We start from the raw sequence: 25,602 nt of genomic DNA, 5'->3' as shown, positions 1-25,602 counted from the left end.
AATTTTTGTTGTTATGGCTCCTATCTATGATGCCTATTTCAAATGTCATTGCAAATACGCAATGGCCAATTTGGGATAAATTTAAGCAGTATTACATCAGCGTGGATGGCCGAGTCATTGATCCACAACTTCCTGAGAGAAAAACAACATCTGAAGGGCAAAGTTATGGATTATTTTTTGCTTTGGTTGCCAATGATCAACCGATGTTTGATAAATTATTACTTTGGACTGAAAACAATCTTGCTGCCGGTGATTTGACAAAACGGCTACCTGCATGGGAATGGGGACAAAATGCCAATAAGAAATGGAGCGTTTTAGACAGTAATTCGGCGACTGACTCGGACTTATGGATTGCTTATGATTTACTTGAAGCAGGACGTTTGTGGAAAAATAAGCGGTATGATGCTTTGGGTAAAGAGCTTCTCAAACGTATTCTCAAAGAAGAAGTAGCTCAAATTCCGGGATTTGGACTTATGGTACTTCCAGGTCAATTTGGATTTAATTTTAAAAAAACTTGGCGAGTTAATCCAAGTTATTTACCTCCTCAGTTATTTGCTCGCTTTGCCAAATTAAATAGTAAATGGACTGTTATTGAACGTAATAGCAGACGTTTGCTATTAGAAACTTCTCCCAAAGGGTTTGCACCGGATTGGGCTATTTGGAAAAAGAATAGTGGTTGGCAGCCTGATTTGAAGTCCCCTAATGTTGGCAGTTATAATGCAATTCGGGTCTATCTATGGGTAGGAATGTTAGCTCAGGATGCACCTCAAGCAGCACAATTGATAAAACATTTTTTACCTATTATTAATTTGACGCAACAATTGGGGTATCCCCCAGAAAAAATTGATATTCTCAGTGGTAAAACGACAGGAAAAGGCTCTATTGGTTTTACTGCTGCTCTGTTACCCTTATTAGCAAATAATCCGACCCAGCTCGCAATACAAAGACAACGTGTTGAAGCAGTGGAGTTGACTGCGGATAGTTATTACAGCTCAGTGCTAAGACTTTTTGGACAAGGCTGGGATCAAAATCGATTCCGTTTTAATGCCCAAGGCGAGCTGATATTACCGTAGTTAAAGGCAGCCTAGGCATAACCTGCATCCTGCATCGCTTAGATTATTCATTGACAAAAATAGCAAACGCAGTTCGGGCCTTCGCCCGACCTGCAAGTAATAATTCTAATGGATTTCCAAATTCTTAGTGGAGTGCTCCAGGCGGACTAATAAAGCAGCTGTGCGTGTACTAAAAGTTCCTTCAGCAACTCTTGGAAACTCTTCTTTAATTGCTGCAATGGCATTAGAAAGACTCATAGTCTCTGCATGGGTTATTAATGCACTTAGAGCGTCTATTTTGATTTGTTTTAAAGCCTTATTAGGATAAGGCCAACAACTTTCGATTTCCAATGTTAACTGATCAATGGTTTGATTAATTTCCTGTAGCTGTTGCTCGCTCAATGAGGAAGTAGCTGATTGAGTTTTAGCTTGTACCGATTCCTTGGGTGGGGCGAAGAGACCATTTTGAGCGGGAGAAGAAATTATTCTTCTTGGATCAGATGAATTTTTAGTGGATAAGCGGGAAGCTTGTTGAAGAAATTCCTCTTGAACTACAGGTTTTGAAGAGGGATGTTCTTCAATTGCTTTAGTTTGAGAGGATTTTGGTGGCTCCGAAATGTGATCAGGAACAACAGATGATTTTGGGGATTTGAGGACTTCACTCCCCTCAGTAGGTTTTATGGAAATTTTATTGAGCTGTTCTCCTGTAATTCTAGCATTGTTTTTTGCTTGGCTCCCAGGTTCTGCTTGAATAGTGGGGTCGATTCCATGTTCTGAAATGGAGGGTGTTTGTTGTGTTGTGACGTGAATGGAAATTGTATCTTTAATCTCTTTGCCTAATGGTGTATCGAGAGAATTTCCTAAATTTCGCTCTATAATTGTTGCATAAGCTTGTGGATTAACGCCAAAACTATTTAATGGTGCAGTTGAAAGCGCGCCTATATAAGTTTGACTGGTTTCATTTTTTTTATTTAAAAACAAAAGATGCCTTTTAGAAGGAGGAGATTTCCATGGTCCTCCTATATCAGATAATCCATAAATAACGTCGCTATCTGCGGGTATATGCAAGGCGCAAGGATTACCCCGTTGGTTAAGTCTCTCTGCAATAAAAATAACATTTTTAGTTATTTTAACTACATTCTCCAGTTTAGCTTTTTTTAATGCCTTATCAAAGGATTTTTCATGATCATTAGGATGATAAATGATGTTTAATTTAGGAAATGCTTTTGCTGCTTTCATTAACGCCGCAAAATACATTTCGGGTTTACCGCCATGCGCGCCCAAACCGGCTGCAGGCATTGCGATGTATTGGCGTCCTTCCTTTTGTACGGCATCAAAAAGGTTGTAAAACATTCCTTCAATAAAACGGATCTGAGTTTCTTTATCCATATGATCGTCAAGTCCACCGCTGAGATTCAAGCGGGGGCTTGAAAGCAAAAGCAAGCTCGGATTATTTTCCTCGATTTTTCCTATACGGACTGTGGTATGGGCTCTTTTGTGAGTGCTCATAATGGTATCAACGAGCAAATCAATTTCTTGGACATGACACACTCCAACCGCAAGATTTTCCCAGTGAATTCCATTAGTTTCTGACGGTAACTCCTCTTTTTTCTTCCCTGCCAGTTTTTCATTGAGGACTTTTTGGTACAAACCCGCAGGAAAAAGAGCTGTATTGACATATATTTTGCCGCTTTGTAGCAAGTGATCAAGACGCTTTCCAGTGATTACTAATTTTTTATCGGCTGTTTTAGGAGTAAAGCCATTTATCGTAACATCTGCGTTACCTGAAGTGTGAATCGCTGGTGTAGCGCTTGAAAGTATGGCGCTTGGATCCTTCATCCCCCCTAATGAAGTCAGGAGTTGTTCGGCAGGTTTTTGGGAAAAAGGAATGGTGTAGGTATGACCTCCTTCTATTGTTTTATATTTTTGTGAAAATAGGCCAACCTCTTTTTCAACCTCAGTGATTATTTCTTTCAGCCCCATAATTACTAGTCCTTGTATTAGTGCTCAGCCTATATTAGAGAAAGGCAGTATTGGGTGCATCGTGCGCGAAATTTCACCCTTCGAGTCCGTATTAATATTTCAGCAAAAATGGCCAATAATAAGCCATTAAAATTAGGATATCCTATTCATTATATTCGTTCAATGCGTTTAGGAACTGGCTTCCATAATGTGCCAGTTTGTGTTGACCTACGCCAGGTACCGCGAGTAACTGTTCCAGGTTTTGAGGTTTGGCCTCTGCCATTGCATGTAGGGTTGCATCGCTGAAGATCATAAAAGGTGGTTTGTTCTCTTCATCGGCCAGTTTGCGTCTTAAAATACGAAGCAGTTCAAACAGCGGGCTATTTGTTGTCTGAATTGAACGTCGTTCTTTGGATTTCTTTTTATTGCTTTTTATATCGGAATTGGCCAGTGTCAATGATACTTTTTCTTCACCCCTTAGCAAAGGAATTGCTTTAGGCGTTAATTTAAGAACATTAAAATGGTTCATATCCTGCACACAATACTCTTTATGAATAAGTTGCCAGGCTAGTTGCTTCCAGTATTGCGCTGACTTATCTTTACCAATGCCAAAGGTACTGAGTTGTTCATGACCATATTGTTTTATTTTATCCGAAGAACTGCCACGTAATACATCTATGGTATGGGTTAAACCATAATTTTGCCGTAAACGATAAATACAGGATAAGAATTTTCGCGCATCTTCTGTTGCATCAGCGGTTGTTGGCGGGTTATCGCATACATCACAATATTGACATTCGGTTTCACATACTTCATCAAAATAGCGTAATAAAATTTGGCGACGGCAATGTGATGCTTCAGCAAAAGCCAGCATGTGGTTGAGCTTATTGGTTTCAACTCGTCTTTGCTCATCAAGTGGGTTGTTAATAATCCAGGAACGTAAACGCGCACTATCTGCTGCGTCATAGAGTAAAAGTGCCTGGGCTGGTAATCCATCACGCCCGGCACGCCCGGTTTCTTGATAGTATCCCTCAATATTTTTAGGTAAATCGTGATGGACAACAAAACGCACGTTAGGTTTATCAATCCCCATCCCAAAGGCGATGGTCGCAACAACGATGTCAATGCGATCATGTCGAAATAAAAATTGTACTTCCCTGCGTTCTTTGTGGGGAAGCCCGGCATGATAAGCACGTGCTTTAAATCCCATTTCCTGTAATTTTTTAGCAAGATTCTCTACGCTTGTACGGGTGCCACAGTAAATAATTCCAGATTGTTGTTCCACTGTTTGTAAGAACTGATTTAATTGTTTCACCGCACTGGTTTTAGGAACGACTTTATAATGGATATTCGGTCTGTTAAATGAGGCAATGTATTTTTTAGGTGAGTAGTTTAATTGTTTAACAATATCCTGGCGTGTTTGTTGGTCCGCAGTGGCAGTTAAAGCAATAATTGGGATATTGGGAAATTGGGCTTTCAAGATCCCTAAAGCGGCATATTCAGGACGAAAATCATGGCCCCACTGAGAGATACAATGCGCTTCGTCAATCGCAAAAAGTGCGATATGGCATTCTTGTAATCGTTCTAAAAATGATGTGCTAATAAGGCGTTCAGGAGCAATATATAATAAATCCAGTTCATCACCATGTAATTGCATCAATACATTTTTTGCTTCTTCACTAGTTAAGGATGAGTTATAATAAGCGGCGCGAATTCCTTGTAATCTTAAGGCTGTTACCTGGTCCTCCATTAAGGCAATTAATGGCGAAACAACGATGCCCACTCCCGGTCTTACGATAGCGGGGATCTGATAACATAGGGATTTTCCACCGCCGGTGGGCATTAAAACAAGAACATCATGTCCAGCAATAACATCATTAATAATGTCTTCCTGAGGTGTTCTGAATGAGTCAAACCCAAAGTACTCTTTGAGTACAGCAAGCGAATTTTGATTGCGAGTTATAGGTGCCGCAAGAGTTTCCATGTGATTATTCTTATTCTTTTCATGAGCGCTAAACGGTTGCAATCATATCATCATGGTTTGGAAATAAAAGCATTATCTTTTATATAAAAGCGCAGTAATTTTTCTGCCCAATCTTTTGCGTAATGCACACCAATTCTAGGTTTTTCTACAATAGTAAACTCTTGCTTTTGCTCTTCTTCAGCAATATAAAAAGTATCGCTGGTTAGATCATGTTGGTTTAGTGCTTTATCGATATGCATCGCTTTTGAAAGCAACCCAGGTCCTTGCGTTTTTCCTTGAATGTTTTTAATAGGTTCAATAGCACGCAGCAAAATTGCAGAACCGCTACCTTCCGTTTCTGTAACGACATTAGTACAGTAATACATCCCATAGATTAGATAGATATAAGCGTAACCAGCGGGTCCAAACATGACTTTTGTTCTTTGGGTCAGACCTTTAGATGAATGGGATGCCAGATCATGCTGTCCAAGGTACGCTTCAACTTCGACGATCCGTCCTACATACTCCACGCCAAATTGCTTATGAATAAGATATTTGCCTAAAAGCTCTTTGGCAACCATAATGGTATCACGTTCATAAAATGCTCTGGATAATTTTCGAAGCATATCTCTTTCATGGATGTTAAAAATTGGCAATAATAATACATTTAAACGAATTTTCTAAGGACAGTTTATGGATTTTGAATTCACCGAAGAACATATAGCTATTCGTGAGATGGCAGCTGATTTTGCACGTACCAAATTGGCTCCCATGGCTGATAGTTGGGATTATGAGAGTTATTTCCCTGTGGATGTTTTACGTGAAGCTGCTGCATTAGGAATGGCTGGGATGATGGCCAGGGAGGATATTGGCGGAGCTCAATTAACACGTTTGGACTCTGCATCATTGTTTGAGCAACTGGCAACAGGGTGTGTCAGTACGAGCGCCTATCTCTCTATTCATAACATGGTGATCTCTTTAATTGATCGCTATGCTCATCCTGAGTTGCGAATGAAGTGGGGGCCTAAATTAACCTCCATGGAACTCATTGGCAGTTATTGTTTGACTGAACCGGAATCTGGTTCTGATGCTGCGTCTTTGAAAACGAAGGCGGTAAGAGATGGAGATTATTATGTGCTGAATGGCTCTAAAGCCTTTATTTCAGGAGGTTCGGTGAGCGATGTCTACTTATGTATGGTTCGTACCGGTGATTCATCCCATCATGGAATAAGCTGTTTATTAATTGAAAAAAATACTCCAGGGTTGAATTTTGGTAAATTGGAGAAAAAAATGGGTTGGCATAGTCAGCCTACCAGTATGGTTTTTTTTGAAAATTGCCGTGTACCTGTCGCCAATCGCGTGGGTGATGAAGGGATGGGATTTAAAATTGCATTGAGTGCATTGAATGGGGGGCGGATTAATATAGCTTCGTGCTCATTGGGGGGGGCCCTTGCTTGTTTGCGCTTGACCCAAAGCTACATGCATGAGCGGAAACAATTTGGCAAACCACTTACTGAAATGCAAGCATTACGTTTTTATTTTGCAGATATGTTAACTGATTATGAAGCAGCCCGTTTAATGGTTTACCGGGCAGCAAGCGCTATGGATAAAAATGATCCTAATGTCCCTTTATATTGTGCCATGGCGAAACGTTTGGCTACTGATGTTGCTTTCCATATTTGCGATAAGGCGATGCAAATCCATGGTGGTTATGGATATTTACGTGATTATCAGATCGAGCGAATATTTAGGGATTTAAGAGTCCATCAGATTCTTGAAGGCACTAATGAAATCATGAGAGAAATTGTTGCTAAAGCGACTTTAGACGAAGAACACTTTTTGTGCTGATCTGTCTGTTGATAGTCTGGATGCAGTGAAGCAAAAGCCGTCATCCCCAGCGTCGCTAAGGAATTCTCAGTGTAGCACAAGATGACAATGGGGATCCCTCGCGAACTTGGGATGACGCAAGTCTCACCGCCCCCAGACTACAATGCATTAGGTACGCTATGTTTCTATAGAACAAGGAGTTAACGAATGAATTTAATCGAACAAGATTTAGATAATCAAGGGATTTTAACTTTGACTTTAAACAGACCTGAAAAGTTGAATGCTTTAAGTTCAGAAGTATTAGATGCATTAGAAGAATCATTTCATTATGCAAAAACAAACCCGAAAGTTAAGGCATTAATGATCACTGGGAATGGTAAAGCTTTTTGCGCTGGTGCGGATATTAACCGACTGGCAGAATGTACTGCGCAAACAGGATATGAGTTTGCTTGTCGCGGACAGGAAGTATTTCGATTATTGGAAACTCTAGGCAAGCCATCATTAGCTGCGGTGAACGGATTTGCTTTTGGCGGAGGCTGCGAATTAGCCATTTCCGCAACAATAAGAATTGCCTCAACAAAAGCACAGTTCGGTCAACCTGAAGTGAAACTGGGTGTTATCCCTGGTTATGGTGGCACCCAACGGTTAGCGCGTTTAATTGGTAAAGGCCGGGTTTTAGATTTGTGCTTGACTGGACGCTTTATCAACGCAGAAACTGCATTACTTTGGGGATTAGTGAGCGAAGTCGTTGAACCTGAAATGATATTAGAGCGGGGAAAAAATTTATTGCAGGGAATTTTGAGTATGGCTCCACTTGCTGTAGCGGGGGTTATGGAAGTTATTGATCATGGTTTTGATTTGTCTTTGACTGATGCGTTGCATCTAGAAGCCATTCACTTTGCCAAGGTCTGTGCTTCTGAAGACAAACAAGAGGGGGTTAGAGCATTTCTAGATAAACGAGCGGCCCAATTCAAAGGAAAATAATTATGTCTGACGAAGTACTTTTTAACCAAGAAGGTTCATTGGGTGTCATCACATTAAATAGACCCAAGGCTTTGAATGCGCTGACTTTAAATATGATTCTGAATATGCAAAGACAATTAAGTCTTTGGAAAGAGGATGAGTCGATTCATGCGGTGATTGTGCGGGCAGCACCTGGGAATGCATTTTGTGCTGGAGGGGATATACGTTCGTTATATTTTTCTGGCCAAGTCAATGATGCAGAACAAATGCAATTTTTTTGGCACGAATATCGTTTAAATCATTTCATTCACCATTTTGGTAAACCCTATATTTCTCTAATTGATGGGATTGTCATGGGAGGCGGCGTGGGCATTTCCATGCATGGCAGTCATCCAATAGCCAGTGAGCGCTTTGTATTTGCTATGCCTGAGACGGGCATCGGTTTCTTTCCTGATATCGGTGCCAGCTATTTATTAGCACGATGCCCAGGTTATTTAGGTACGTATTTGGGTTTAACAGGTAATCGTTTAGGTGCTCATGATGCGGTAAAAACCGGACTGGTTAAAAAAATAGTATCATCAGAACAAATGCCTGCTTTATTTGACGCATTGATGAATGAAGATTTATCCGCGGATGCATTTGAGCAGGTCAATCAATGTTTACAGCGTTTTTCTTTTGTGGCGTCTACTGAAGAGATCAGCCAAATTAAGCCTTTGATTGATGTGTGTTTTGCGCACCCCACCATTGAAATGATTCGAGGATCGTTACAAAGTGCTAATACAGTATGGGCTGAGGCGGTTGATAATACCTTGGCACAAAAATCTCCTTTGAGTCTTAAAGTGACTTTGGCCCAATTACAAAAGGCAAAAGGGTTATCTTTAGCGCAATGCTTACAAATGGACTATGACATGGTTAGTCATTTTATGCATGATCATGATTTTTATGAAGGGGTTAGGGCTTTATTGATTGATAAAGATAAAAATCCTCAATGGCATCCTGCACGTTTGGATTTGGTTTCAGACGCAATGGTGCAAAAATACTTTGAGCGTTCTCATCCTGGTCTTGAATGGGTATAATAAGCTAGCTTTTCATACAATTTTTTGGAGTGGTGTTGGTCAATTGAATTTGACTACACCATCCCTCAATTATATTTAAAGTCCCATTTTCATCCCAGCTTGATGTGAATTATCTCGGCGTTCAGACTCAGATTGATTCATTGTCTGAGGTTTAAGATCGTCTTGTCGCGGCTTAAATTGCTCATTAACATAAGTTCCAGCACGATAAAAACCAGTACCGATTGCTGCTGCACCAACAGAATAAAGAGTCGTTTCAAAAACGGCTTTGGCAGGTTTAGCAAAAAATCCAAGAAAATTGCGTGACATCATATTTCATCCTTTAATAAGTAAATATTGCAATATGTGATTCAAAATTGCACATCGCAATACTATGATACACTATTTTCTTGCAGAACAAACCATTTTATAAAAATAAAATGGTTTGTTCTGTGGATTTGTTACTTAATTTTTTGTTGAATTACCTGGACTAGACCCAGTAGTTTGTGTCTTTGTCTGCTCATCAGTATCCTCATGAATCTCTTCAATTCGAGGAGTTGTTTCAGTCTTAGTAGCAAACAGGCTATGTCTCGATTTGCCTGGTGATGATGAAGGCTGAAATTCTTCTGGAACTACTTTCTTTAAGGGTTCTTGACCCATAGACTCACCAACACCAGCAACTAGAGCAAATATGATGCCGGTTAAGCCCATTCGTATTGGAACTTGTTTTAGAGCCATTTCTCCGAAAGATTTAGCTGAAGCCCCTGGACTACTTATAAAGGCAAAAAATAAATCTTTTGTTAATTTAAGTGAGCTTGCACTTTTTAGATTTCCCTCTGGTGTCACTGTAGATCTCACCAAGGTGTAATCTTTGAATACGGTAAATGGATAAGCAAAAAACGCAGCAGACATACCGCTCAACATCCCAGCGGTAAAATGCTTCCCTTTATGGTCTGGTAAATTTCTCGCTATTACCTCTTCAAGAACACATAACGCACCAAAATTAACCATTCCTGAAACATATCTTGGGGCAAAGCCACCCATCATCAAGTTCCAGGCATTGGGAACAGTCTTCCATTTAAAATCTTTGGGAAGAGTCCCTGCTTTTTGCAGCGTAGAAATTGATTCAGGTATTTGCGTTACCAGAATATCACCTAGTGCCATTGCCATAACATACCCTACACTCGCAGTAGCGTATTTTTTACCTTCTTCTTTACCTGCCTCATCTTTAAGAAGCGCTTCTTCTACAGGTTTGCTGCCGCCTTTAGCACCAGTAACATAACCTGTTCTTATTAAAGAACCTGACATGGAAGCTGAAGTTCCAGCATACAGTGCTCTAATCATACCCAATTTCCCAGCTTGACATGCAGATGGGGGTAATATGGTTTTGTCCTTAGTTAAATTAACCAAAACAGTTTTTATCGGACTTTGAACGGATACAATAGCACCGCTTGTGAACAGTGCAACGGTTGCGAAATTAACTCCACTCCATAAACCTTGGTGTACTTGGTCTAAAGAAGGGATCCATGCAGGGAAGGAACCGCCATTTTTCCCAGGTGGTGGCGTAACCGGAACTGCTGGTTTTGTGACTGGTACTACAGGTTTTGTGACTGGTACTACAGGCTTTGCTACCGGCACTGCTGGTGTATCGATTTTCGGTGTTTGTAATTTTTGTTTCATTGCCTGCATTGGCGGAAACCAAGGAGTACTTGCGCTTTTGGTGGCTACATCCCACATACCTTGTACCATTTGGGTAAATATAGGACTTTGCATAATTGCTGGACTATAAAATCCTTTCATCATTGATGTAAACGCAGGATTTTGCCAAAAGGATGGAGTGCGAGTCCCATCTTTAGACATACTGGACTTAATTAGATCCATTGGTGCTATCCATGGCATATTTTGAACGTTTGGAAAAGTCCATAAACTTTTTGGTGTAACTGCCGGTGCAGTTCCAGTTGGTTGCCCACTTTTTATATTAGGAGTTTCTGTTTTAGTCTGCATAGCTATATCTTGTCTTAGTTGTTAAATTTAATCTCCATTATACGGCTCAAAAATTAACTCAACCTTAACAAATATGAATAAATCGAACAAAATTAGATCTCTGGGTTTTTTTTGTGGGCATGTCGGGTGTTGAGGTGAGTAAAAAATACCCTTAATTCAAGGATTAATTTGAGATTTAAATTAAAAAAATATTGTATTTATAATGACTTACAATGAAATTTTTCTGATAGGTAATGAACTATAATCAGGAGGTTGGAAGAGTATTTATTTTAAGTCCAATCATAAAAAAATGGTGTAGCAGGCAAACTATTTCAACCAATCATTGAGAATATCGATGATTTTTTGTGCTTGCTCCGCACTGGAAATGTTAAATTTAGATTTTTGCCAGTATTGATTATTCCGTTTTTGGTAACGGCGAATTGAAAATTTAACTGGACCAAAATCATTTTGCGTGTTATCCCAGTCCTGGTATTTAAACATAATAGTAGTCCAGGCTCCTTTGCTTAATACTTTCTTATCCAGCTCTTTAACAGTTTCTGTTCCATTATCATTATATCCAATAGTGATTTCATCTATGCTTGCAGTCATGTCGAGTCTTGCCTCAATAATTATCCAAGAAAAAAAGGTACATCGAAAAGGATGTATCTCTTCGCCAAAATCTTGAGAGTTTATCTTATTTTTTTAACTTACCATAGTATTGAACTGTGATTTGTTATAATGGAGTTATTGAATGGATTGCAGTTTCCCATTAACAAAAGTCATGGTTACTGGAGGTTGATACTCCCCAGGTTGATAGATCCAAACTTGAGGTTTTTCTGCTGTGGGTACCACTTCATTGATAAATGAATTATTTACTATAGAAGGAGAGCCGCACGCATAATATACTTTTTGGACGGGATCGCCGGCTTGAATGTTCGCGCCTTTGCAGACCGAAACTGAATTACTGTCCGAACCATTCATTTTAATGGAGCGTACTTTTTGGTTCACAATATCTATTTCAAGTTGAACCCCGCCACTACCTGTAGGTACATTCCATACTCCATAAAAAGCAGTACTCGTTCCCATGTTATTGTAAATGAGTTGTTGCACGGGAATTTTTTGGAGTACCGGTTGATTTGATTCTTGTTGGCTCACTGGCTGACCACAGGCTGCAATGACTTCATCGGGTGTCATACCGATATTAATGTATCCGTGGTTTTGGGGGCAATAATAGGATTGAGTATCAGCAAATAAACTAAGAGGTAAAATGATTAATGCAAAGCCGGTACTACTGAGGTACGTCAATTTCATAATTTATTCCTGATATTCCTCTGCATAAAAATAAGTATAGTTGCTTTTATAATAATCTCCAGGGTAGGTTTGCCCTGATAAATAGGGTGATAATTTTTAATAAGACTATAATGATGAAAGGAGAAAAATCAAAACCGGAAATGTCAGGAACAATCTTTCTACCGAGTTTTAACAAAGGTTCTGTCAACAAACGTAAGAGATCTGCAATTGGACCTTGCCAATTGGGATTAACAAAACTCATGATGACGCGAATGAGTATGGCAAAAAATAGAATGTCGCAAGGCTGAATGATTAAGTCAGCGATAATATAAATCAGTATGAAGCCAATCGGGATTAACCCTTGTAAGGCAAGAAGGCTAATGCAGATGATTTTTAATAATTCAACCAAAAATAAGGTAATAAACGCGGGGACATCATATTTTTGGCCTGGTTTATAGGGTTGCTTTGACAGGAGTTGTATTGGATTGACTATCGGATTTGTCATTTTATAAATGAGTTGGTTTACTGGATGAAGTGCGCTAACACGCAAATACCGTAAGGCAATACGAATCCATAAACTGAAAATAACCAGTGAAAAAAATAAAGAAACAACAAAAAGTGTCACTGCGATAAGACCTGACATATTTTTCTCCCGAAGCAACTGATTTTGCAAGATTATATCGTGTTGCCTTATTTTTGTCGCTCACCAAATAATGCTTGGCCGACTCGGACTATGGTAGCACCTGCTTTGATTGCAGGGACAAAATCATGACTCATTCCCATGGATAAAGTATCCATGTCCAGACCAAGTTCTTGATTGAGTGAATGCATGAGTTGATTGAGCTGAATAAATAAATCATATTGTGCTTGCATCTCTTTTTGCGGTGGGGGAATAGTCATCAAGCCTCTTAGTTTGAGATGGGGAAGTTGACTTACTGCCAAAGCGAGTTCAGCAGCATGTTCCGGAGGAATTCCAGATTTAGTTTGTTCATCTACCAGATTAATTTGTAAACAAATATTGAGTGGGGCTAAATTGCTAGGGCGATATTCATTGAGATAATTAGCAATTTTAAGTCGACTGATGCTGTGGACCCAATGAAACAAAGTGGCAATGCCTTTTGTTTTATTACTTTGAATAGGGCCAATAAAATGCCAACATATGGGTATATTATTTAAAGCATTGATTTTTGATTGGGCTTCTTGAAAATAACTTTCTCCAAAATGAGTGATCCCCAGCTGAAATAATCCGCGAATCGCCTCGATACCTTGTTGTTTACTCACCGCGAGCAATAAAACACTTCCTGGTTTTCTTCCACACTCCAGTTCAGTTTGTATGATTAATTGTTTTATTTGATTTAGACTTTGTTGAAGACTCATGATCTTTTAAATACATTTGGAAAACCTCAACAATAGCAAAAGAAACACTGTTTGCCGAGTGTTACTTGGTTTGCTAGGAGATTCATCCCAAGCCTAGCGAGTGTTTTTAAAAATGGCTCTTATTAAAAAATTTAGAAAATTGACTTGTTGAATTATTTAATTAAGATCAGTTAGTGATTTAACGATCAATGCACTATGACCCAATCTGTTATTGTTAAATAATCAGGATGAACCAAACAATGGATATAGCAGAATTATTAGCGTTTTCAGTAAAAAATAAATCTTCGGACTTACATATCTCTGCGGGATTGCCTCCCTTAATTCGCGTGGACGGGGATTTACGTAAAATTAATTTGCCAGCCATGGAACACAAGGAAGTAATAAAAATTATCTATGATGTGATGAATGATAGACAAAGGAAGGAGTTTGAAGAGAGTTTGGAAACCGATTTTTCTTTTGAAATACCCAATTTGGCTCGCTTTAGGGTGAACGTATTTCATCAGTTACGTGGTGCAGCAGCTGTTTTTCGTACTATTCCTTCTGAAATTTTGAGTATGAGCGATTTGGGTTTACCCTCTATTTTCGAGGAAATGTCCAGTTACCCTAAAGGATTAGTTCTTATTACTGGTCCAACAGGGTCAGGAAAAAGTACTACCCTGGCCGCCATGATCGATTACATTAATTCCAGTCGTTATGATCATATTTTAACTGTTGAGGATCCAATAGAATTTGTACATCAAAGTAAAAAGTGCTTGCTAAATCAGCGCGAGGTTCATCGAGATACACTGAGTTTTAACGCTGCTTTGCGTTCTGCACTGCGTGAAGATCCTGATGTGATTCTGGTGGGGGAATTGCGTGATTTGGAAACGATCCGTTTAGCCATGACTGCTGCTGAGACCGGACACTTGGTGTTTGGCACCTTGCATACTAATTCGGCAACTAAAACCATTAACCGGATTATCGATGTGTTTCCCGCCGAAGAAAAATCCATGGTACGTTCGATGTTGTCCGAGTCATTGCAAGCTGTAGTTGCACAAACGCTATTGAAAAAAAATGGGGGAGGGCGAGTTGCTGCGTTGGAAATCATGATTTGCACTGGCGCAATACGAAACTTAATTCGCGAAGATAAAGTGGCTCAAATGTATTCTTCCATCCAAACAGGCCAAGGTAAAGGAATGCAAACTTTGGATCAGCATTTAACAGAGCTGGTGAAAAAAAATATTATTTCCACTCATACGGCACGTGATGTGGCTATTGATAAAAACCTATTTTAAAGAATAGGTCTTCTTGAGAGGTAGTGATTTACGCCCCTCATCCTGAGGAGTTTACGGCGAAGGATCTCCTGGTTGCAGCATCCCACTTAAACATCATGCTCTGGGACACACTGGAGATCCCTCACTATGTTCGGGATTACCTATTCCTAGAAGGGGGCTAACTATCTAAGCATTTTTCTGTAAGTCAATTAATTGCGGTATACCCTGTTCAGCAAGTGCAAGCATAGTGTTTAATTCATCGCGATTAAAATGTCTGTCTTCCGCAGTTCCTTGAACTTCAATGAAATGTCCTGCTTCGTTCATCACAATATTCATATCGGTTTCAGCCAGGACATCTTCTGCATAATCCAAGTCGAGTACGGCTTGGCCTCGATAAAGTCCTACAGAAACCGCGGCAATATAATGGAATGCAGGCATTTTACGTATTTTTTCTCGCTCAACCATCCAATTGATTGCATCTCTCATTGCGACACAAGCGCCAGTAATGGCCGCTGTCCTTGTCCCTCCATCTGCTTGAATCACATCGCAATCTAAGGTTATCGTATTTTCACCTAAAAATTTTAAATCAACACAAGCTCTCAAAGAGCGGCCAATAAGACGCTGGATTTCCATAGTTCTACCGCCTTGTTTCCCCTTACTTGCTTCGCGTTCTGTACGACTGTGTGTTGCGCGTGGAAGCATGCCATATTCAGCGGTAACCCAACCTTGGTTTTTTCCTTTAATAAAACGGGGAACTCCATCGATTACAGAGGCATTACACAATACTTTGGTTTGCCCAAATTCAACAAGGACAGAGCCTTCAGCGTGCTTTGTATAATTTCTAGTTAATTTAACAGGGCGTAGTTGATTGGCTTCACGGTTACTTGGGCGCATTGGATAATCCTCGCAAAATTGAGAATTATACCGCTTAACTTCCTGAGTTGCATCCTAAAGTAGCGTTATATAAATAAAGAAGTGATTATTGTTTTATTATTAAGATGTTTCATGTTTTCTAAAAATAAAAAATACATGTTTAAACGGTGAGTAAATTTATAAACACATAGAGTTATTTTGCTGCAAAAAATTCTTTAAATACATATTGAATAACAATGGTTCATCGTGCTATGTTCGAGATCCAATTTTAAAATAAAAATCCATTATGAACTATCGTAGTCATGAAATCAGTGTTGTACCTTTTGCAGATTTATCTGCAAGCACGCTGTTTGTCTGCGATTTAGTTGCTTCTCAAACTATTATTTCTTCTTTAGTGATTTTCTTGCCTTCCTTTCCCTAGGGCGGTCTTTCATTATCCGCGCCTCCCTAGGGAGGTGGGACAAGCGGGTAATGAATTCATTTGAATCAACTATTGGAGAATATTATGACCCAAGCTAAATTTGAGTCCCATAAAGAAGACATGCCCCCTAAAGAAAAGAAAAACAATCTCAGTGTGTTCCAAAGCATCTTCTCTGGAAGCGTTACAGGTGCTTTTGAAGTGTTGGTCGATCATCCGTTGTGGTCGATAAAAACGCGAATGCAAAGAGGAGAGCCGTTCACGCTAAATCCACAAGTATTGTATCGAGGTATTTTGCCAAATGCAGCCAGTATGATCCCTATAACTTCAGTGCAAGTGGGTTTGAATCGTTTTTTCCAGAATTGGTTTTTTGGCAATGAATATGAGCTATCTGATCGCCAAAGATTGGTTAGTGCTTTTGCTGCCGGGGTAGGCTCTGCGCTGATAAGTTGTCCTACAGAAATGGTGATGACCCATCAAAAAAAGAGTTTCTTCTCAGCAGGAACCGACTTGGTGAAGCAAGGAGGTTGGTCTCGTCTTTATACAGGAATGTTGGCAACGATGCTGAGAGAAGGAATGTTTTCTACCTTTTTTCTGGCAGTAACTCCTGCATTGAAAAACCAAATAAAAGGGCATTATTCAAACGATTACTTTGCATCGCTGTTCGCTGGGATAGTGGCAGGAGTAGGTGCAACATTGGCTTCACAACAGTTTGATGTGGTGAAAACAGCCCAACAGTCCTCAGTTGCTACAAACCCAGCTGGTTTTTTCAAAACCACCCAAAATCTCTATGCAACACATGGTGCTTCTATATTTTTCAAAGGTGGTTTGCCACGAGGCTTGCGTGTGATGTCTGCGGTGACACTTATGAGTTGGATGAATGAAAAAATGAGCGAGTTGTTGTCTCAAAATCAGCCATCCGAAGCAGTCACACCATCATCATCAAGTAAATAATTTTTAGTCCCGAGTTCAATTCGTTAACTCGGGTACTTACTTTGGGGTATTTGTTGATATTCACAGGTTATCGCTACGGAGTCATAAGTATTATTACTGCTAATAATTGCTGTACCCTCCGGATCGGCCCACTTACCAGAGACTCGTTCATTATTCTTTAATACAACAGGAAGACTAGCAAAATATTGGGATCCTTTGTAATACCAGTAAATATTGGAATAGCTAAAACCACTTTTATCTTTACAAATCATTACTTGATCGTTTTTAAGACTGTATTTAGCGTGAATTTTATCTCCATAAAAGAGTTTAACATTATAAAAAGGTACCGAAAGGTCCACTTCGTTTCCTTCACAATATCACTGAATGAAAAGCACAAAACACATATCGTTAAAACATTGTTTAAATTCATCTCATTCTCCTAAAAATTATCTTTATGGCCGACTTTGGGAATGCCAAAAGGCCGGGAGTTTTAGCTTTAGCACATTTTGAGGTTAAGAGTGCAGCAAAGTTGCACGAACAACTTAGAGCGGATGAAGAATTTAACTTATATTTTTGAATTAGGTAGAAATTTTATTCGATTTTGTTAAATTGGCATCCTCTATGGAGTATGTTTTATTTTCCAATTGCTTTAAATTGGGGTATATTCGCGCAAGGTTTATTCATTGGTATTTACAATGCTTCAAAGTATGACGGCTTTCTCACGAGTGCAAAAGCAGATTGAAGAGGGTCATTTTTGTTGGGAAATCAAGTCAGTTAATCATCGTTATCTTGATGTTTCATTTCGTTTGCCCGAATCGTTCCGATTTATAGAACCACAATTACGCGCTTTATTGCGAGATAAGATAAATCGAGGGAAATTGGAGTGCCAGCTGAAATATCAAGATACAAGTTCTAATAATCAGTCTATGCTTATAAATATAGGCATGGTAAATGCATTAGTGAATTTAGGGGAGAATCTTTCCATATCACATCATTTGCCGAACGATTTAGGGGTTAGTCGTGTTCTTTCTTGGCCTGGGGTAGTCCAAGCCAGTGTACCTGATGTGGACGCGTTAGGTGAAAGCGCGCTTTCCTTATTTAATGAAGCGATCGAGCAATTAAAGCAGATGCGGTCTACTGAGGGTGCTGCATTAAAAGTGCACGTGGAGGCACGTTTAAGTGAATTGGGTCGGGAAATTAAGCATGCTCGCTCTATAGTATCAACACAAGCAGAGCAAGTTAAAGATAAGTTATTGACCCGGCTGCACTCAGTGAAGATTGAGGTTCAGGATTCACGAGTAGAACAGGAAATTGCTTTAATTTTGACTCGTATTGATGTGAGTGAGGAACTCGATAGATTAACGACTCACGTTGATGAAGTGAGTCGGACGTTAAATTGCGATAAAATAGCAGGCAGACGTCTTGATTTTTTGATGCAAGAATTAAATAGGGAGGCGAATACGCTAAGTTCAAAGTCTGACTCTGTGGATTTAACTCAGAGTGCGGTGCAAATGAAAGTTTTAATTGAACAAATGCGTGAGCAAATTCAAAACATTGAGTGAGTATTATTGTGGGTGATTATTCCGGTAATTTATTTATTGTTGCAGCACCTTCTGGGGGAGGCAAAACAAGTTTAGTAAAAAAGTTAGTGGAGTCCCTTGAGGATATTGAGGTATCCATTTCGCATACGACGCGAGCCATGCGACCTGGTGAACAGCATGGAGTGAATTACTTTTTTATTGATGAAAATGAATTTATACGTATGATTGATGAGAGTGCTTTTTTAGAGCACGCCCGTGTCTTTAATCATTTGTATGGCACGTCGATCAACCAAATTAACGAGCGTTTGCAAAAAGGTATCGATGTTGTTTTGGATATAGACTGGCAAGGGGCAGAACAGATTAGACGTTCCTTTCCAGATGCGGTGAGTATTTTTATTGTACCGCCATCTTTAGATGTATTAAAACAACGATTATTAGATCGTCGGCAAGATAAGGATGAAGTGATTAGCGATCGGATGAGAAAAGCGCAAGATGAATTGAGCCATTATCCTGAGTTTGATTACTTAATCGTAAATGATAATTTTGAAAAGGCGGCTATGGAATTGGAGGCGATTGTCATTGCAAACCGCTTACGTATTGAGCGGCAGATAAATAAACAATCAAAATTGCTTTCTTTCCTGATGTCATCGCAGTAAAATGCGATGTTTTGCTACTGGAGAATGAATTATGGCGCGAGTTACCGTTGAAGATTGTTTAAAAAATGTTGCGAATCGATTTGAACTGGTTATGGTGGCTACTAAGCGTGCGCGCCAAATTGCAGTTCGAGGCGATCAACCTATGGTTGAATGGGAAAATGATAAACCTACCGTTGTGGCTTTGCGTGAAATAGCTGAAGGTTTGATAACCCCTGAAATTTTGGATAAAGAATAATTTTTAGATAACACAATCATTTGGCTTGGGTGAAGTGAAACGGAACCCAGGCTTTTAGGTGACTAAAATGTTCCGGGTTCCGTTTCACTTCACCTATGTTATGAATCATGAAGGATCATGATTTATTCGAGGCGTCTTAAATGGTGTGAATTTAGGGGTAAAGGGGTACGGTCATGTTAGATACTAGGGAGTACTGCGTGAGCTACTTTAAGGAGCTCGATGAAGAGCTGAAATGCTATCTTGAGCAGTCGCAAATAGAAAAATGTTACCAAGCCTATTTGGTCGCTGAAAAAGCACACCAAGGTCAGATGCGTCGTTCCGGCGAGCCCTATATTACTCATCCTGTCGCAGCAGCCCTAATTCTTGCCCGAATGCGCCTGGATTATCAAACAATCATGGCGACTTTACTCCACGATGTTGTTGAAGATACTTCCGTGAGTAAAGAAGATTTAACACACCAGTTCGGCGAAGAAATTACCTCGCTTGTTGATGGTGTTACCAAGCTGACCAAAATAAAATTTGAATCAAAAGCTGAGGCCCAGGCCGAAAATTTTCGTAAGATGGTCTTGGCTATGGTCAAAGACATCCGCGTAATTATTGTTAAGCTGGCTGATCGTTTGCATAATATGAAAACTCTTGGTGCAATGCCTTATGCAAAACGTCGGCGAATTGCCATTGAAACCCTGGAAATTTACGCGCCCATCGCGAACCGTTTGGGAATGCACTCGATTTATGTTGGTCTTGAGGATTTGGGATTTCAAGCTTTATATCCTATGCGTTATCGAGCGATTAAATCTGCAGTGGAAAAATCTCGTGGTAATCGGCGTGAATTAACCCAGACGATTGAACGTGATTTGCAATTGGCTTTAGCACAATTGAATATTCCTTATGAACAAGTATTCGGTAGACAAAAGCACTTATACAGCATTTATAAAAAAATGCGCCAGAAGAAAGCCTCATTTACTGAGATTACCGATGTTTTTGCTTTCCGCGTAATTACTGAAGATATTGATTCCTGTTACCGTATTTTAGGTGCTTTACATTGTACCTACAAACCTGTTCCACAACGTTTCAAAGACTATATCGGTATTCCTAAAGCAAATGGGTACCAATCCTTGCATACCACTTTATTTGGGCCTTTTGGAGTTCCTCTGGAAGTGCAAATTCGTACTCGTGATATGGATAAAGTTGCTGATAATGGGGTGGCAGCACATTGGATTTATAAATCATCTGGCCTTGAAGTCAATGAAGCGCAACTGCGTGCAAGAGAATGGGTACAAAGCCTCTTGGAAATGCAACGCAGCACAGGTAGTTCATTGGAGTTTATTGAAAACGTCAAAATTGATTTATTCCCGGATGAGGTATACGTTTTTACCCCTAAAGGCCATATTATGGAATTACCTAAGGGGGCGACACCCGTTGATTTTGCTTATTCAGTTCATTCAGGGGTAGGTAATAGTTGCGTGGCAGCGAAAGTCAACAGAAAATTAGTCCCCCTCAGCATTCCTTTATCCAATGGGCAGACCGTTGAGATAGTGACGGCGGCCGGTGCACATCCTAACCCGGCATGGTTAAATTTTGTGGTTACCGGTAAAGCGCGTTCTAATATCCGCCATTTTCTGAAAAGCCAACAAAACACCGAATCAATTAGTTTAGGAAAACGTCTACTGGAACAATCATTAAACGAACTATCCAGCGATTATGCCAAAATACCACCAGAATCATTGCAAGCGCTATTAAGTGACTTGCATTATAAAACAATCGATGATTTGCTCTATGCGATTGGTATAGGCAATCAAATGGCGATGGTAATTGCCAAAAGATTGGTAGTCACTCAAGACTCTAATGAGTTAGACAAAGGGATTAAAACACGACCCTTGGCAATTAAAGGCACTGAGGGAATGGTGGTTCATTTTGGCGAATGCTGTCAACCTATTCCTGGCGATAATATTGTTGGAAAATTCCAACAAGGCCGAGGAATTATTGTTCATAGCAGTGATTGCACCACTTTAAAAAATTCTCGAACCAGTCCAGAGCAATTTGTTGCCTTACGTTGGGATGAACAAGTTGAAGGAGAATATTGGGTTGATATTACTGTTGATGTGATCAATGAGCGTGGCGTTTTAGCTGCGCTGGCAACCGCTATTGCTGAGTCAGGATCGAATATTGGTAATATTAATGTAGATCCACGTGATGGTCGGCATAATGCGGTTACCTTCTCAATTAGTGTTGTTGATAGAACGCATCTGGCCCGGGTAATGCGAAGGTTGCGAGCGAATAAAGTGGTGATGCGTCTTTATAGAAAAAAACAAGGGGATAATTAATGCGACCTATAAATACAAAATTGGCTCCCGAAGCGATTGGAACCTATTCACAAGCCATTCAATGTGGCGATACAGTCTATCTATCAGGACAAATACCACTTGATCCTGTAACCATGCAACTCTGCAGTGAAGACATTAAACTGCAAATTACTCAAGTTTTAGAAAATTTGTCGGCGGTTTGTGAAGCTGCTGGTGGTAGTTTGGCACATATAGCGAAATTGAATGTTTACCTTACCGATTTACGCCATTTCCCTTTAATTAATGAAGCAATGAGTCGTTACTTTGCAGCACCTTACCCCGCAAGAGCGGCAATAGGCGTCTCTGCATTACCCCGTGGTGCTCAGGTCGAGATGGATGGTATAATGGTTTTATCTTCGAAGTAAATTCATTTAAAAAGTAGTCTAATATTAGTATTGTAGCCTGGGTGAGGCGAAAGCAAAAAACCTCGTCATCCAATGATAGCGAAAAGCTCGGGTTTCGCTTTCCTTTATTCAGGCTGTAACTTTATAGTCAGAGTTCGTGTATGAGTATTATTTCCCTTCATGGAGTGTCCCTCAATATTGCGGGTAATCAGTTATTAGATAATGCCGATTGGCAGATCCAACCCCTCGATCGCATCGCATTAGTTGGGCGAAATGGAGCGGGTAAATCCACGCTTCTAAAACTTTTGCAAGGTGAATTGACTCCAGATAGTGGTCAAATCAATCAACTTTCTGGTTTGCGCGTTGCTGGTTTGACCCAGGAAGTTCCAATTACCGGAGAAGAGTCTGTCTATCATTTTCTAGTGAAAAGTCTTGGTGAAGTAGGCGAGGTTTTAGCACGTTTTAATGAACTTTCCCAATTGGGTGATATGGAGAAATTGGCCGCATGTCAGCAACAGATGGATAATTTACATGCGTGGGACAAGTTGCCACAAATCGAAACCATGGCCAGTCGTTTAGGTATTACTACCCACGAACGGATGAATAATTTATCAGGTGGTATGAAACGTCGTGTATTACTGGGGGCTGCATTAATCGCAACGCCAGATTTATTACTTTTAGATGAACCGACAAACCATTTGGATATTGAAGCAATCGAATGGTTAGAGTCTTACTTGAAAAATTTCAAGGGGGCTGTGTTGTTGGTCACCCATGATAGAGAGTTTTTAAGCCAAGTATCTAATCGAATTGTAGAAATCGATAGAGGAAAGCTCTATCAGCATGATTGTAATTATGAGACCTATCTCGATAGAAGAGAGTCGATTCGTCTGAGCGAACAAAAACAAAATGATTTATTTGATAAAAAGTTGGCTGAGGAAGAGGCCTGGATTCGTACAGGTATCAAAGCGCGAAGAACACGTAATGAAGGTCGGGTTCGCGCATTAAAGGCTTTACGAGAAGAATATAAGGCACGACGTAATCAGTTAGGTAAAGTTAAGTCATTTTCACTTGATGTAACTCGTTCCGGCTCGGTAGTGATCGAAGCGAATCAGGTGAATTATAAACTAGGGGATAAAACAATTTTACGTGATTTCTCCTTATTGCTGACTCGAGGGGATAAGTTTGGAATAATTGGCCCTAATGGATGTGGTAAAACGACTTTAGTACGCCTATTGCTTGGGGAGTTACAGCCTGACTCTGGACAGATAAAGTTGGGTACTTCTTTAAGTGTTGCCTACTTTGATCAATTGCGTCGGCACTTGCGTGAAGATCAAACCGTCATGTTTAATGTGGGTGATGGTGCAGATTATGTAACAATAAATGGCAAACAAAAACATGTCGCCAGCTATTTGCGCGAATTTCTATTTTCACCCGAACGATTTAATCAGCCTGTTTCTGTGCTTTCTGGTGGAGAAAGAAACAGATTGTTGTTAGCCAAGCTGTTTGCTAAACCCGTCAATTTGTTGGTGATGGATGAACCTACCAATGATTTGGATATTGAAACTTTGGAGCTCCTTGAGGATATGTTAGTTGATTATCCGGGAACTTTAATATTGATTAGTCATGATAGGGCATTTATCAATGAGGTGGTGACCAGTGTCTTAGTTTATGAAGAAGCAGGGCAGTTCAATGAATTTGTTGGTGGTTATGATGAATATAAAATGCATAAGAAACAGGAACAGCGCGAACAGGGAGTCAAAGCACCCGCTGTGAAACGCAATGTAGCAACCAATAAATTAAGTTTTAATGAGCAACGTGAGCTAGCTCAGTTGCCACAGAAAATTGAGCAACTGGAAGAAAAAATAGCTGAATTGCAGTTAAAAATGGCTGATCCCAAATTTTACCAACAAGAAGCTCAGGTGATTGCAAAGATAAATCAGGGTTTGGCTGAAGATGAAGCATTATTAACCCAATTTTATGCACGATGGGAAGCACTGGAAGATGTTGAGAAAAGGAGCTAATAAATGTTATTAACGCTCGCTTTACTTGTACTTTTTGGTTCGATTTTGGTGTTTTTTTCAGAAGAATTCATCAAAACCATTAAGAAAATTTTTGCCATAAGAGGAGCTAAATTAATAATACCTCTCTTTGCTGCTTCTTGGTTAATCTTTTCTTTTGATTTATGGGTTTTATGGGCGATCTTTTATCTGCGTGAAATACTGCATGATGTTCTGAATTATTTAGTACAAATGATGCCTTTTCAGAACTGGGCACTGCAAGTGGTACTTGTGTTCATGTTGACTTTTCTTTCCGTAGTTCCAGTACTTATTCTTGATTTTCTCTCGCGAAGAAAAAACTTTAAGAGCTATCAGCATCCATATGTAACAGGTGGAATAATTTGGATACTATCTGTTTTCTTGCTAATCATTCTCTGATCTTTTGTAAAGAAATGTAATTATTTTGTAAAGAAACCTGCATTTTCTTAATAAAACCTTAAGTTTTCTTTTTTATACTTCTCCCTGCTAGGCTGGATTTTAATAATAACAATAAAGGAGACTAAAGTGCACAGTAAACATCATGCTCATGATCAATATACTGGTTCTCGCGGTGTAGGTTCTCAAGTTACTGTAGATTCGCATCATCATACCCATAATATCCCTCCCTTTAATCCCCAAGTTCAAGTTCATAGACCTATTTATCCCAGGGTTCCTCAGGTTGAAGTAATTCCCCGCGGAAGAGCTTATAGTTATCGTCAAAGTTATTCCTCAGGTACAGGCTGGGGGACTGGAGCATTTCTCATCCTTGCTTTTGTCGTTGCTCCAATTTTCGTTCTTGCTTTAATTCTCAAACTTACTCTTGGTGCGGTTGGATTAGCTGCCACATCACTAACAGCTGCTGGAGTTACTGGAGCAAGTGCCGCAGGTGCAATGGCATTGAGTGTCGGCACTCTTGGGGCTATTGGCATTGGTGCACTCGCTTTTTATGCAATTTTGGGATTTGCTTACTTAAGTTCCAGTGCTAAAGAATGCTATAGCAGTGATAAAAACGTATTCGAGATGATTAAATCGCGTGTTGTGAATGAAGATGGACTGAGTTTTACGGGTGTCATAAAATCTGTAGGTGCTGTGCTTTGGTCTCCATTTTTACTCGTTGGCGGTGTGGCTGGTATGGGCAGTAAATTTGCTGCGAAGCTGTTTTCTTCAAAATCTTCGACTGCAACAGAAAGTGACCCCTTGAAAATGAGTGCATCTCCATATTCAATGCTAAGCAGCGACGAGCTTAGCAAGCAATCCAGCTCTCGTTCGGAGAAAGAAAGAGAACCAGGTAATTTTGGTTCGGTGTTTTCTGCGGAACAGACGTTTGCTGATGGAGAATCTCTGTTTAACTCTGCGACATCTTTCCCTTCATCTCAATATCCTTCCAATTTATATCATCCTAGTTACTAGAAGCTATTTAATTCAAAGTAGGGGTAGGTTTTTGGGTTCGATGTTGCTGAACCCAAAAACCAAATAGAGAGATAGAACTTTTAATTAGTATA

The 25,602-nt window shown here is 39.8% G+C and carries 26 protein-coding genes; 15 read left to right on the top strand and 11 right to left on the bottom strand.

The annotated features are described in order from the left end of the window. Window positions 1–26 precede the first annotated feature (26 nt). Entirely contained in the window at window positions 27–1,073 is a 1,047-nt protein-coding gene (bcsZ, locus tag OQJ26_RS05490) for a cellulose synthase complex periplasmic endoglucanase BcsZ (protein ID WP_416209946.1), read from the top strand. Between the two features lie 105 nt (window positions 1,074–1,178). On the opposite strand, the gene OQJ26_RS05485 is transcribed toward bcsZ, so the two are convergent. The 3 genes from OQJ26_RS05485 to OQJ26_RS05475 all read right to left on the bottom strand — a co-directional run bounded on the left by OQJ26_RS05485 (window position 1,179) and on the right by OQJ26_RS05475 (window position 5,603). Continuing rightward, window positions 1,179–3,035 carry a hypothetical protein gene (locus tag OQJ26_RS05485; protein ID WP_265702892.1) on the bottom strand — a complete coding sequence of 619 codons (1,857 nt, stop codon included), beginning with the start codon at window positions 3,033–3,035 and terminating at the stop codon, window positions 1,179–1,181. A 142-nt stretch (window positions 3,036–3,177) separates the two neighbouring features. Continuing rightward, entirely contained in the window at window positions 3,178–4,998 is a 1,821-nt protein-coding gene (gene recQ / locus OQJ26_RS05480) for a DNA helicase RecQ (protein ID WP_265702891.1), read from the bottom strand. Between the two features lie 50 nt (window positions 4,999–5,048). Continuing rightward, window positions 5,049–5,603, bottom strand: coding sequence for a DNA-3-methyladenine glycosylase (locus OQJ26_RS05475; protein ID WP_265702890.1), 555 nt, complete (start codon window positions 5,601–5,603; stop codon window positions 5,049–5,051). A 67-nt stretch (window positions 5,604–5,670) separates the two neighbouring features. Here OQJ26_RS05475 and OQJ26_RS05470 point away from each other — a divergent pair, with 67 nt between their 5' ends. The 3 genes from OQJ26_RS05470 to OQJ26_RS05460 all read left to right on the top strand — a co-directional run bounded on the left by OQJ26_RS05470 (window position 5,671) and on the right by OQJ26_RS05460 (window position 8,843). After that, the gene (locus OQJ26_RS05470; RefSeq protein ID WP_265702889.1) at window positions 5,671–6,825 is read left to right on the top strand and encodes an acyl-CoA dehydrogenase family protein; all 1,155 of its coding nucleotides are present in this window, start codon (window positions 5,671–5,673) and stop codon (window positions 6,823–6,825) included. Between the two features lie 186 nt (window positions 6,826–7,011). Beyond that, on the top strand, window positions 7,012–7,788 hold the full coding sequence (locus OQJ26_RS05465) for an enoyl-CoA hydratase/isomerase family protein (protein ID WP_265702888.1): 777 nt from the start codon (window positions 7,012–7,014) through the stop codon (window positions 7,786–7,788). Between the two features lie 2 nt (window positions 7,789–7,790). After that, entirely contained in the window at window positions 7,791–8,843 is a 1,053-nt protein-coding gene (locus OQJ26_RS05460; RefSeq protein ID WP_265702887.1) for an enoyl-CoA hydratase/isomerase family protein, read from the top strand. 75 nt (window positions 8,844–8,918) lie between these two features. Here OQJ26_RS05460 and OQJ26_RS05455 read toward each other — a convergent pair whose 3' ends face one another. From OQJ26_RS05455 to OQJ26_RS05430, 6 genes are all read right to left on the bottom strand, one after another. Then, entirely contained in the window at window positions 8,919–9,152 is a 234-nt protein-coding gene (locus tag OQJ26_RS05455; protein WP_265702886.1) for a hypothetical protein, read from the bottom strand. 132 nt (window positions 9,153–9,284) lie between these two features. Continuing rightward, window positions 9,285–10,823, bottom strand: coding sequence for a hypothetical protein (locus OQJ26_RS05450; RefSeq protein WP_265702885.1), 1,539 nt, complete (start codon window positions 10,821–10,823; stop codon window positions 9,285–9,287). Between the two features lie 306 nt (window positions 10,824–11,129). Beyond that, window positions 11,130–11,411, bottom strand: a complete 282-nt coding sequence (locus OQJ26_RS05445) for a hypothetical protein (protein WP_265702884.1) — start codon at window positions 11,409–11,411, stop codon at window positions 11,130–11,132. Between the two features lie 135 nt (window positions 11,412–11,546). After that, window positions 11,547–12,113: a DUF2845 domain-containing protein gene (locus OQJ26_RS05440; RefSeq protein ID WP_265702883.1), complete on the bottom strand. Its 567-nt coding sequence runs from the start codon at window positions 12,111–12,113 to the stop codon at window positions 11,547–11,549. A 46-nt stretch (window positions 12,114–12,159) separates the two neighbouring features. Continuing rightward, window positions 12,160–12,735 (bottom strand): YggT family protein, encoded by a 576-nt coding sequence (locus OQJ26_RS05435; protein WP_265702882.1) that lies wholly within the window; start codon window positions 12,733–12,735, stop codon window positions 12,160–12,162. 47 nt (window positions 12,736–12,782) lie between these two features. Beyond that, window positions 12,783–13,469, bottom strand: coding sequence for a YggS family pyridoxal phosphate-dependent enzyme (locus OQJ26_RS05430; protein ID WP_265702881.1), 687 nt, complete (start codon window positions 13,467–13,469; stop codon window positions 12,783–12,785). 239 nt (window positions 13,470–13,708) lie between these two features. Between OQJ26_RS05430 and OQJ26_RS05425 the strand changes: the two genes are divergently transcribed. After that, complete coding sequence (locus OQJ26_RS05425; RefSeq protein WP_265702880.1) at window positions 13,709–14,743, top strand: type IV pilus twitching motility protein PilT; 1,035 nt, start codon at window positions 13,709–13,711, stop codon at window positions 14,741–14,743. A 165-nt stretch (window positions 14,744–14,908) separates the two neighbouring features. On the opposite strand, the gene rph is transcribed toward OQJ26_RS05425, so the two are convergent. Then, complete coding sequence (gene rph, locus OQJ26_RS05420) at window positions 14,909–15,616, bottom strand: ribonuclease PH (RefSeq protein WP_265702879.1); 708 nt, start codon at window positions 15,614–15,616, stop codon at window positions 14,909–14,911. Between the two features lie 265 nt (window positions 15,617–15,881). Between rph and OQJ26_RS05415 the strand changes: the two genes are divergently transcribed. Together OQJ26_RS05415 and OQJ26_RS05410 are read left to right on the top strand one after the other, a co-directional pair. After that, window positions 15,882–16,016 carry a hypothetical protein gene (locus OQJ26_RS05415; RefSeq protein WP_265702878.1) on the top strand — a complete coding sequence of 45 codons (135 nt, stop codon included), beginning with the start codon at window positions 15,882–15,884 and terminating at the stop codon, window positions 16,014–16,016. Between the two features lie 84 nt (window positions 16,017–16,100). Beyond that, entirely contained in the window at window positions 16,101–16,967 is an 867-nt protein-coding gene (locus OQJ26_RS05410) for an MC/SLC25 family protein (protein ID WP_265702877.1), read from the top strand. Between the two features lie 23 nt (window positions 16,968–16,990). Here OQJ26_RS05410 and OQJ26_RS05405 read toward each other — a convergent pair whose 3' ends face one another. Further along, entirely contained in the window at window positions 16,991–17,305 is a 315-nt protein-coding gene (locus OQJ26_RS05405; protein ID WP_265702876.1) for a hypothetical protein, read from the bottom strand. A gap of 336 nt (window positions 17,306–17,641) precedes the next feature. Here OQJ26_RS05405 and OQJ26_RS05400 point away from each other — a divergent pair, with 336 nt between their 5' ends. From OQJ26_RS05400 to OQJ26_RS05365, 8 genes are all read left to right on the top strand, one after another. Continuing rightward, on the top strand, window positions 17,642–18,508 hold the full coding sequence (locus OQJ26_RS05400) for a YicC/YloC family endoribonuclease (protein WP_265702875.1): 867 nt from the start codon (window positions 17,642–17,644) through the stop codon (window positions 18,506–18,508). A gap of 5 nt (window positions 18,509–18,513) precedes the next feature. After that, window positions 18,514–19,143 carry a guanylate kinase gene (gene gmk / locus OQJ26_RS05395; protein WP_265703059.1) on the top strand — a complete coding sequence of 210 codons (630 nt, stop codon included), beginning with the start codon at window positions 18,514–18,516 and terminating at the stop codon, window positions 19,141–19,143. A 31-nt stretch (window positions 19,144–19,174) separates the two neighbouring features. Continuing rightward, complete coding sequence (rpoZ, locus tag OQJ26_RS05390; RefSeq protein ID WP_010653170.1) at window positions 19,175–19,378, top strand: DNA-directed RNA polymerase subunit omega; 204 nt, start codon at window positions 19,175–19,177, stop codon at window positions 19,376–19,378. A 197-nt stretch (window positions 19,379–19,575) separates the two neighbouring features. After that, window positions 19,576–21,702, top strand: a complete 2,127-nt coding sequence (spoT, locus tag OQJ26_RS05385) for a bifunctional GTP diphosphokinase/guanosine-3',5'-bis pyrophosphate 3'-pyrophosphohydrolase (RefSeq protein WP_265702874.1) — start codon at window positions 19,576–19,578, stop codon at window positions 21,700–21,702. Then, on the top strand, window positions 21,702–22,085 hold the full coding sequence (locus OQJ26_RS05380; RefSeq protein ID WP_028382147.1) for a RidA family protein: 384 nt from the start codon (window positions 21,702–21,704) through the stop codon (window positions 22,083–22,085). Before spoT ends, OQJ26_RS05380 begins: the two co-directional genes overlap by 1 nt. 140 nt (window positions 22,086–22,225) lie before the next feature. After that, window positions 22,226–24,085, top strand: a complete 1,860-nt coding sequence (locus OQJ26_RS05375) for an ATP-binding cassette domain-containing protein (RefSeq protein ID WP_265702873.1) — start codon at window positions 22,226–22,228, stop codon at window positions 24,083–24,085. Window positions 24,086–24,088: 3 nt separating this feature from the next. Continuing rightward, a complete protein-coding gene (locus OQJ26_RS05370) occupies window positions 24,089–24,499 on the top strand; it encodes a hypothetical protein (protein ID WP_265702872.1) in 411 nt (136 codons plus the stop codon). A 126-nt stretch (window positions 24,500–24,625) separates the two neighbouring features. Then, the gene (locus OQJ26_RS05365; RefSeq protein ID WP_265702871.1) at window positions 24,626–25,510 is read left to right on the top strand and encodes a hypothetical protein; all 885 of its coding nucleotides are present in this window, start codon (window positions 24,626–24,628) and stop codon (window positions 25,508–25,510) included. Window positions 25,511–25,602 lie beyond the last annotated feature (92 nt).

Origin of the sequence: Legionella sheltonii (genome assembly GCF_026191355.1) — a bacterium.
Lineage (GTDB): Bacteria > Pseudomonadota > Gammaproteobacteria > Legionellales > Legionellaceae > Legionella > Legionella sheltonii.
The sequence above is the reverse complement of the archived record's forward strand: the minus strand, read 5'-3'. Positions and strand labels throughout refer to the sequence as shown.

Excerpts from the sequence above, each read along its gene's own strand:
- OQJ26_RS05370 (WP_265702872.1), top strand. The coding sequence starts at position 24,089 with ATGTTATTAACGCTCGCTTTACTTGTACTTTTTGGTTCGATTTTGGTG.
- OQJ26_RS05380 (WP_028382147.1), top strand. The coding sequence starts at position 21,702 with ATGCGACCTATAAATACAAAATTGGCTCCCGAAGCGATTGGAACCTAT.
- OQJ26_RS05465 (WP_265702888.1), top strand. The coding sequence starts at position 7,012 with ATGAATTTAATCGAACAAGATTTAGATAATCAAGGGATTTTAACTTTG.
- OQJ26_RS05440 (WP_265702883.1), bottom strand. The coding sequence starts at position 12,113 with ATGAAATTGACGTACCTCAGTAGTACCGGCTTTGCATTAATCATTTTA.
- rpoZ (WP_010653170.1), top strand. The coding sequence starts at position 19,175 with ATGGCGCGAGTTACCGTTGAAGATTGTTTAAAAAATGTTGCGAATCGA.
- OQJ26_RS05455 (WP_265702886.1), bottom strand. The coding sequence starts at position 9,152 with ATGATGTCACGCAATTTTCTTGGATTTTTTGCTAAACCTGCCAAAGCC.
- OQJ26_RS05400 (WP_265702875.1), top strand. The coding sequence starts at position 17,642 with ATGCTTCAAAGTATGACGGCTTTCTCACGAGTGCAAAAGCAGATTGAA.
- OQJ26_RS05450 (WP_265702885.1), bottom strand. The coding sequence starts at position 10,823 with ATGCAGACTAAAACAGAAACTCCTAATATAAAAAGTGGGCAACCAACT.
- OQJ26_RS05425 (WP_265702880.1), top strand. The coding sequence starts at position 13,709 with ATGGATATAGCAGAATTATTAGCGTTTTCAGTAAAAAATAAATCTTCG.
- OQJ26_RS05445 (WP_265702884.1), bottom strand. The coding sequence starts at position 11,411 with ATGACTGCAAGCATAGATGAAATCACTATTGGATATAATGATAATGGA.
- OQJ26_RS05485 (WP_265702892.1), bottom strand. The coding sequence starts at position 3,035 with ATGGGGCTGAAAGAAATAATCACTGAGGTTGAAAAAGAGGTTGGCCTA.
- OQJ26_RS05470 (WP_265702889.1), top strand. The coding sequence starts at position 5,671 with ATGGATTTTGAATTCACCGAAGAACATATAGCTATTCGTGAGATGGCA.
- OQJ26_RS05475 (WP_265702890.1), bottom strand. The coding sequence starts at position 5,603 with ATGCTTCGAAAATTATCCAGAGCATTTTATGAACGTGATACCATTATG.
- OQJ26_RS05415 (WP_265702878.1), top strand. The coding sequence starts at position 15,882 with ATGAACTATCGTAGTCATGAAATCAGTGTTGTACCTTTTGCAGATTTA.
- bcsZ (WP_416209946.1), top strand. The coding sequence starts at position 27 with ATGATGCCTATTTCAAATGTCATTGCAAATACGCAATGGCCAATTTGG.
- rph (WP_265702879.1), bottom strand. The coding sequence starts at position 15,616 with ATGCGCCCAAGTAACCGTGAAGCCAATCAACTACGCCCTGTTAAATTA.
- OQJ26_RS05375 (WP_265702873.1), top strand. The coding sequence starts at position 22,226 with ATGAGTATTATTTCCCTTCATGGAGTGTCCCTCAATATTGCGGGTAAT.
- OQJ26_RS05410 (WP_265702877.1), top strand. The coding sequence starts at position 16,101 with ATGACCCAAGCTAAATTTGAGTCCCATAAAGAAGACATGCCCCCTAAA.
- OQJ26_RS05435 (WP_265702882.1), bottom strand. The coding sequence starts at position 12,735 with ATGTCAGGTCTTATCGCAGTGACACTTTTTGTTGTTTCTTTATTTTTT.
- recQ (WP_265702891.1), bottom strand. The coding sequence starts at position 4,998 with ATGGAAACTCTTGCGGCACCTATAACTCGCAATCAAAATTCGCTTGCT.
- OQJ26_RS05460 (WP_265702887.1), top strand. The coding sequence starts at position 7,791 with ATGTCTGACGAAGTACTTTTTAACCAAGAAGGTTCATTGGGTGTCATC.
- OQJ26_RS05430 (WP_265702881.1), bottom strand. The coding sequence starts at position 13,469 with ATGAGTCTTCAACAAAGTCTAAATCAAATAAAACAATTAATCATACAA.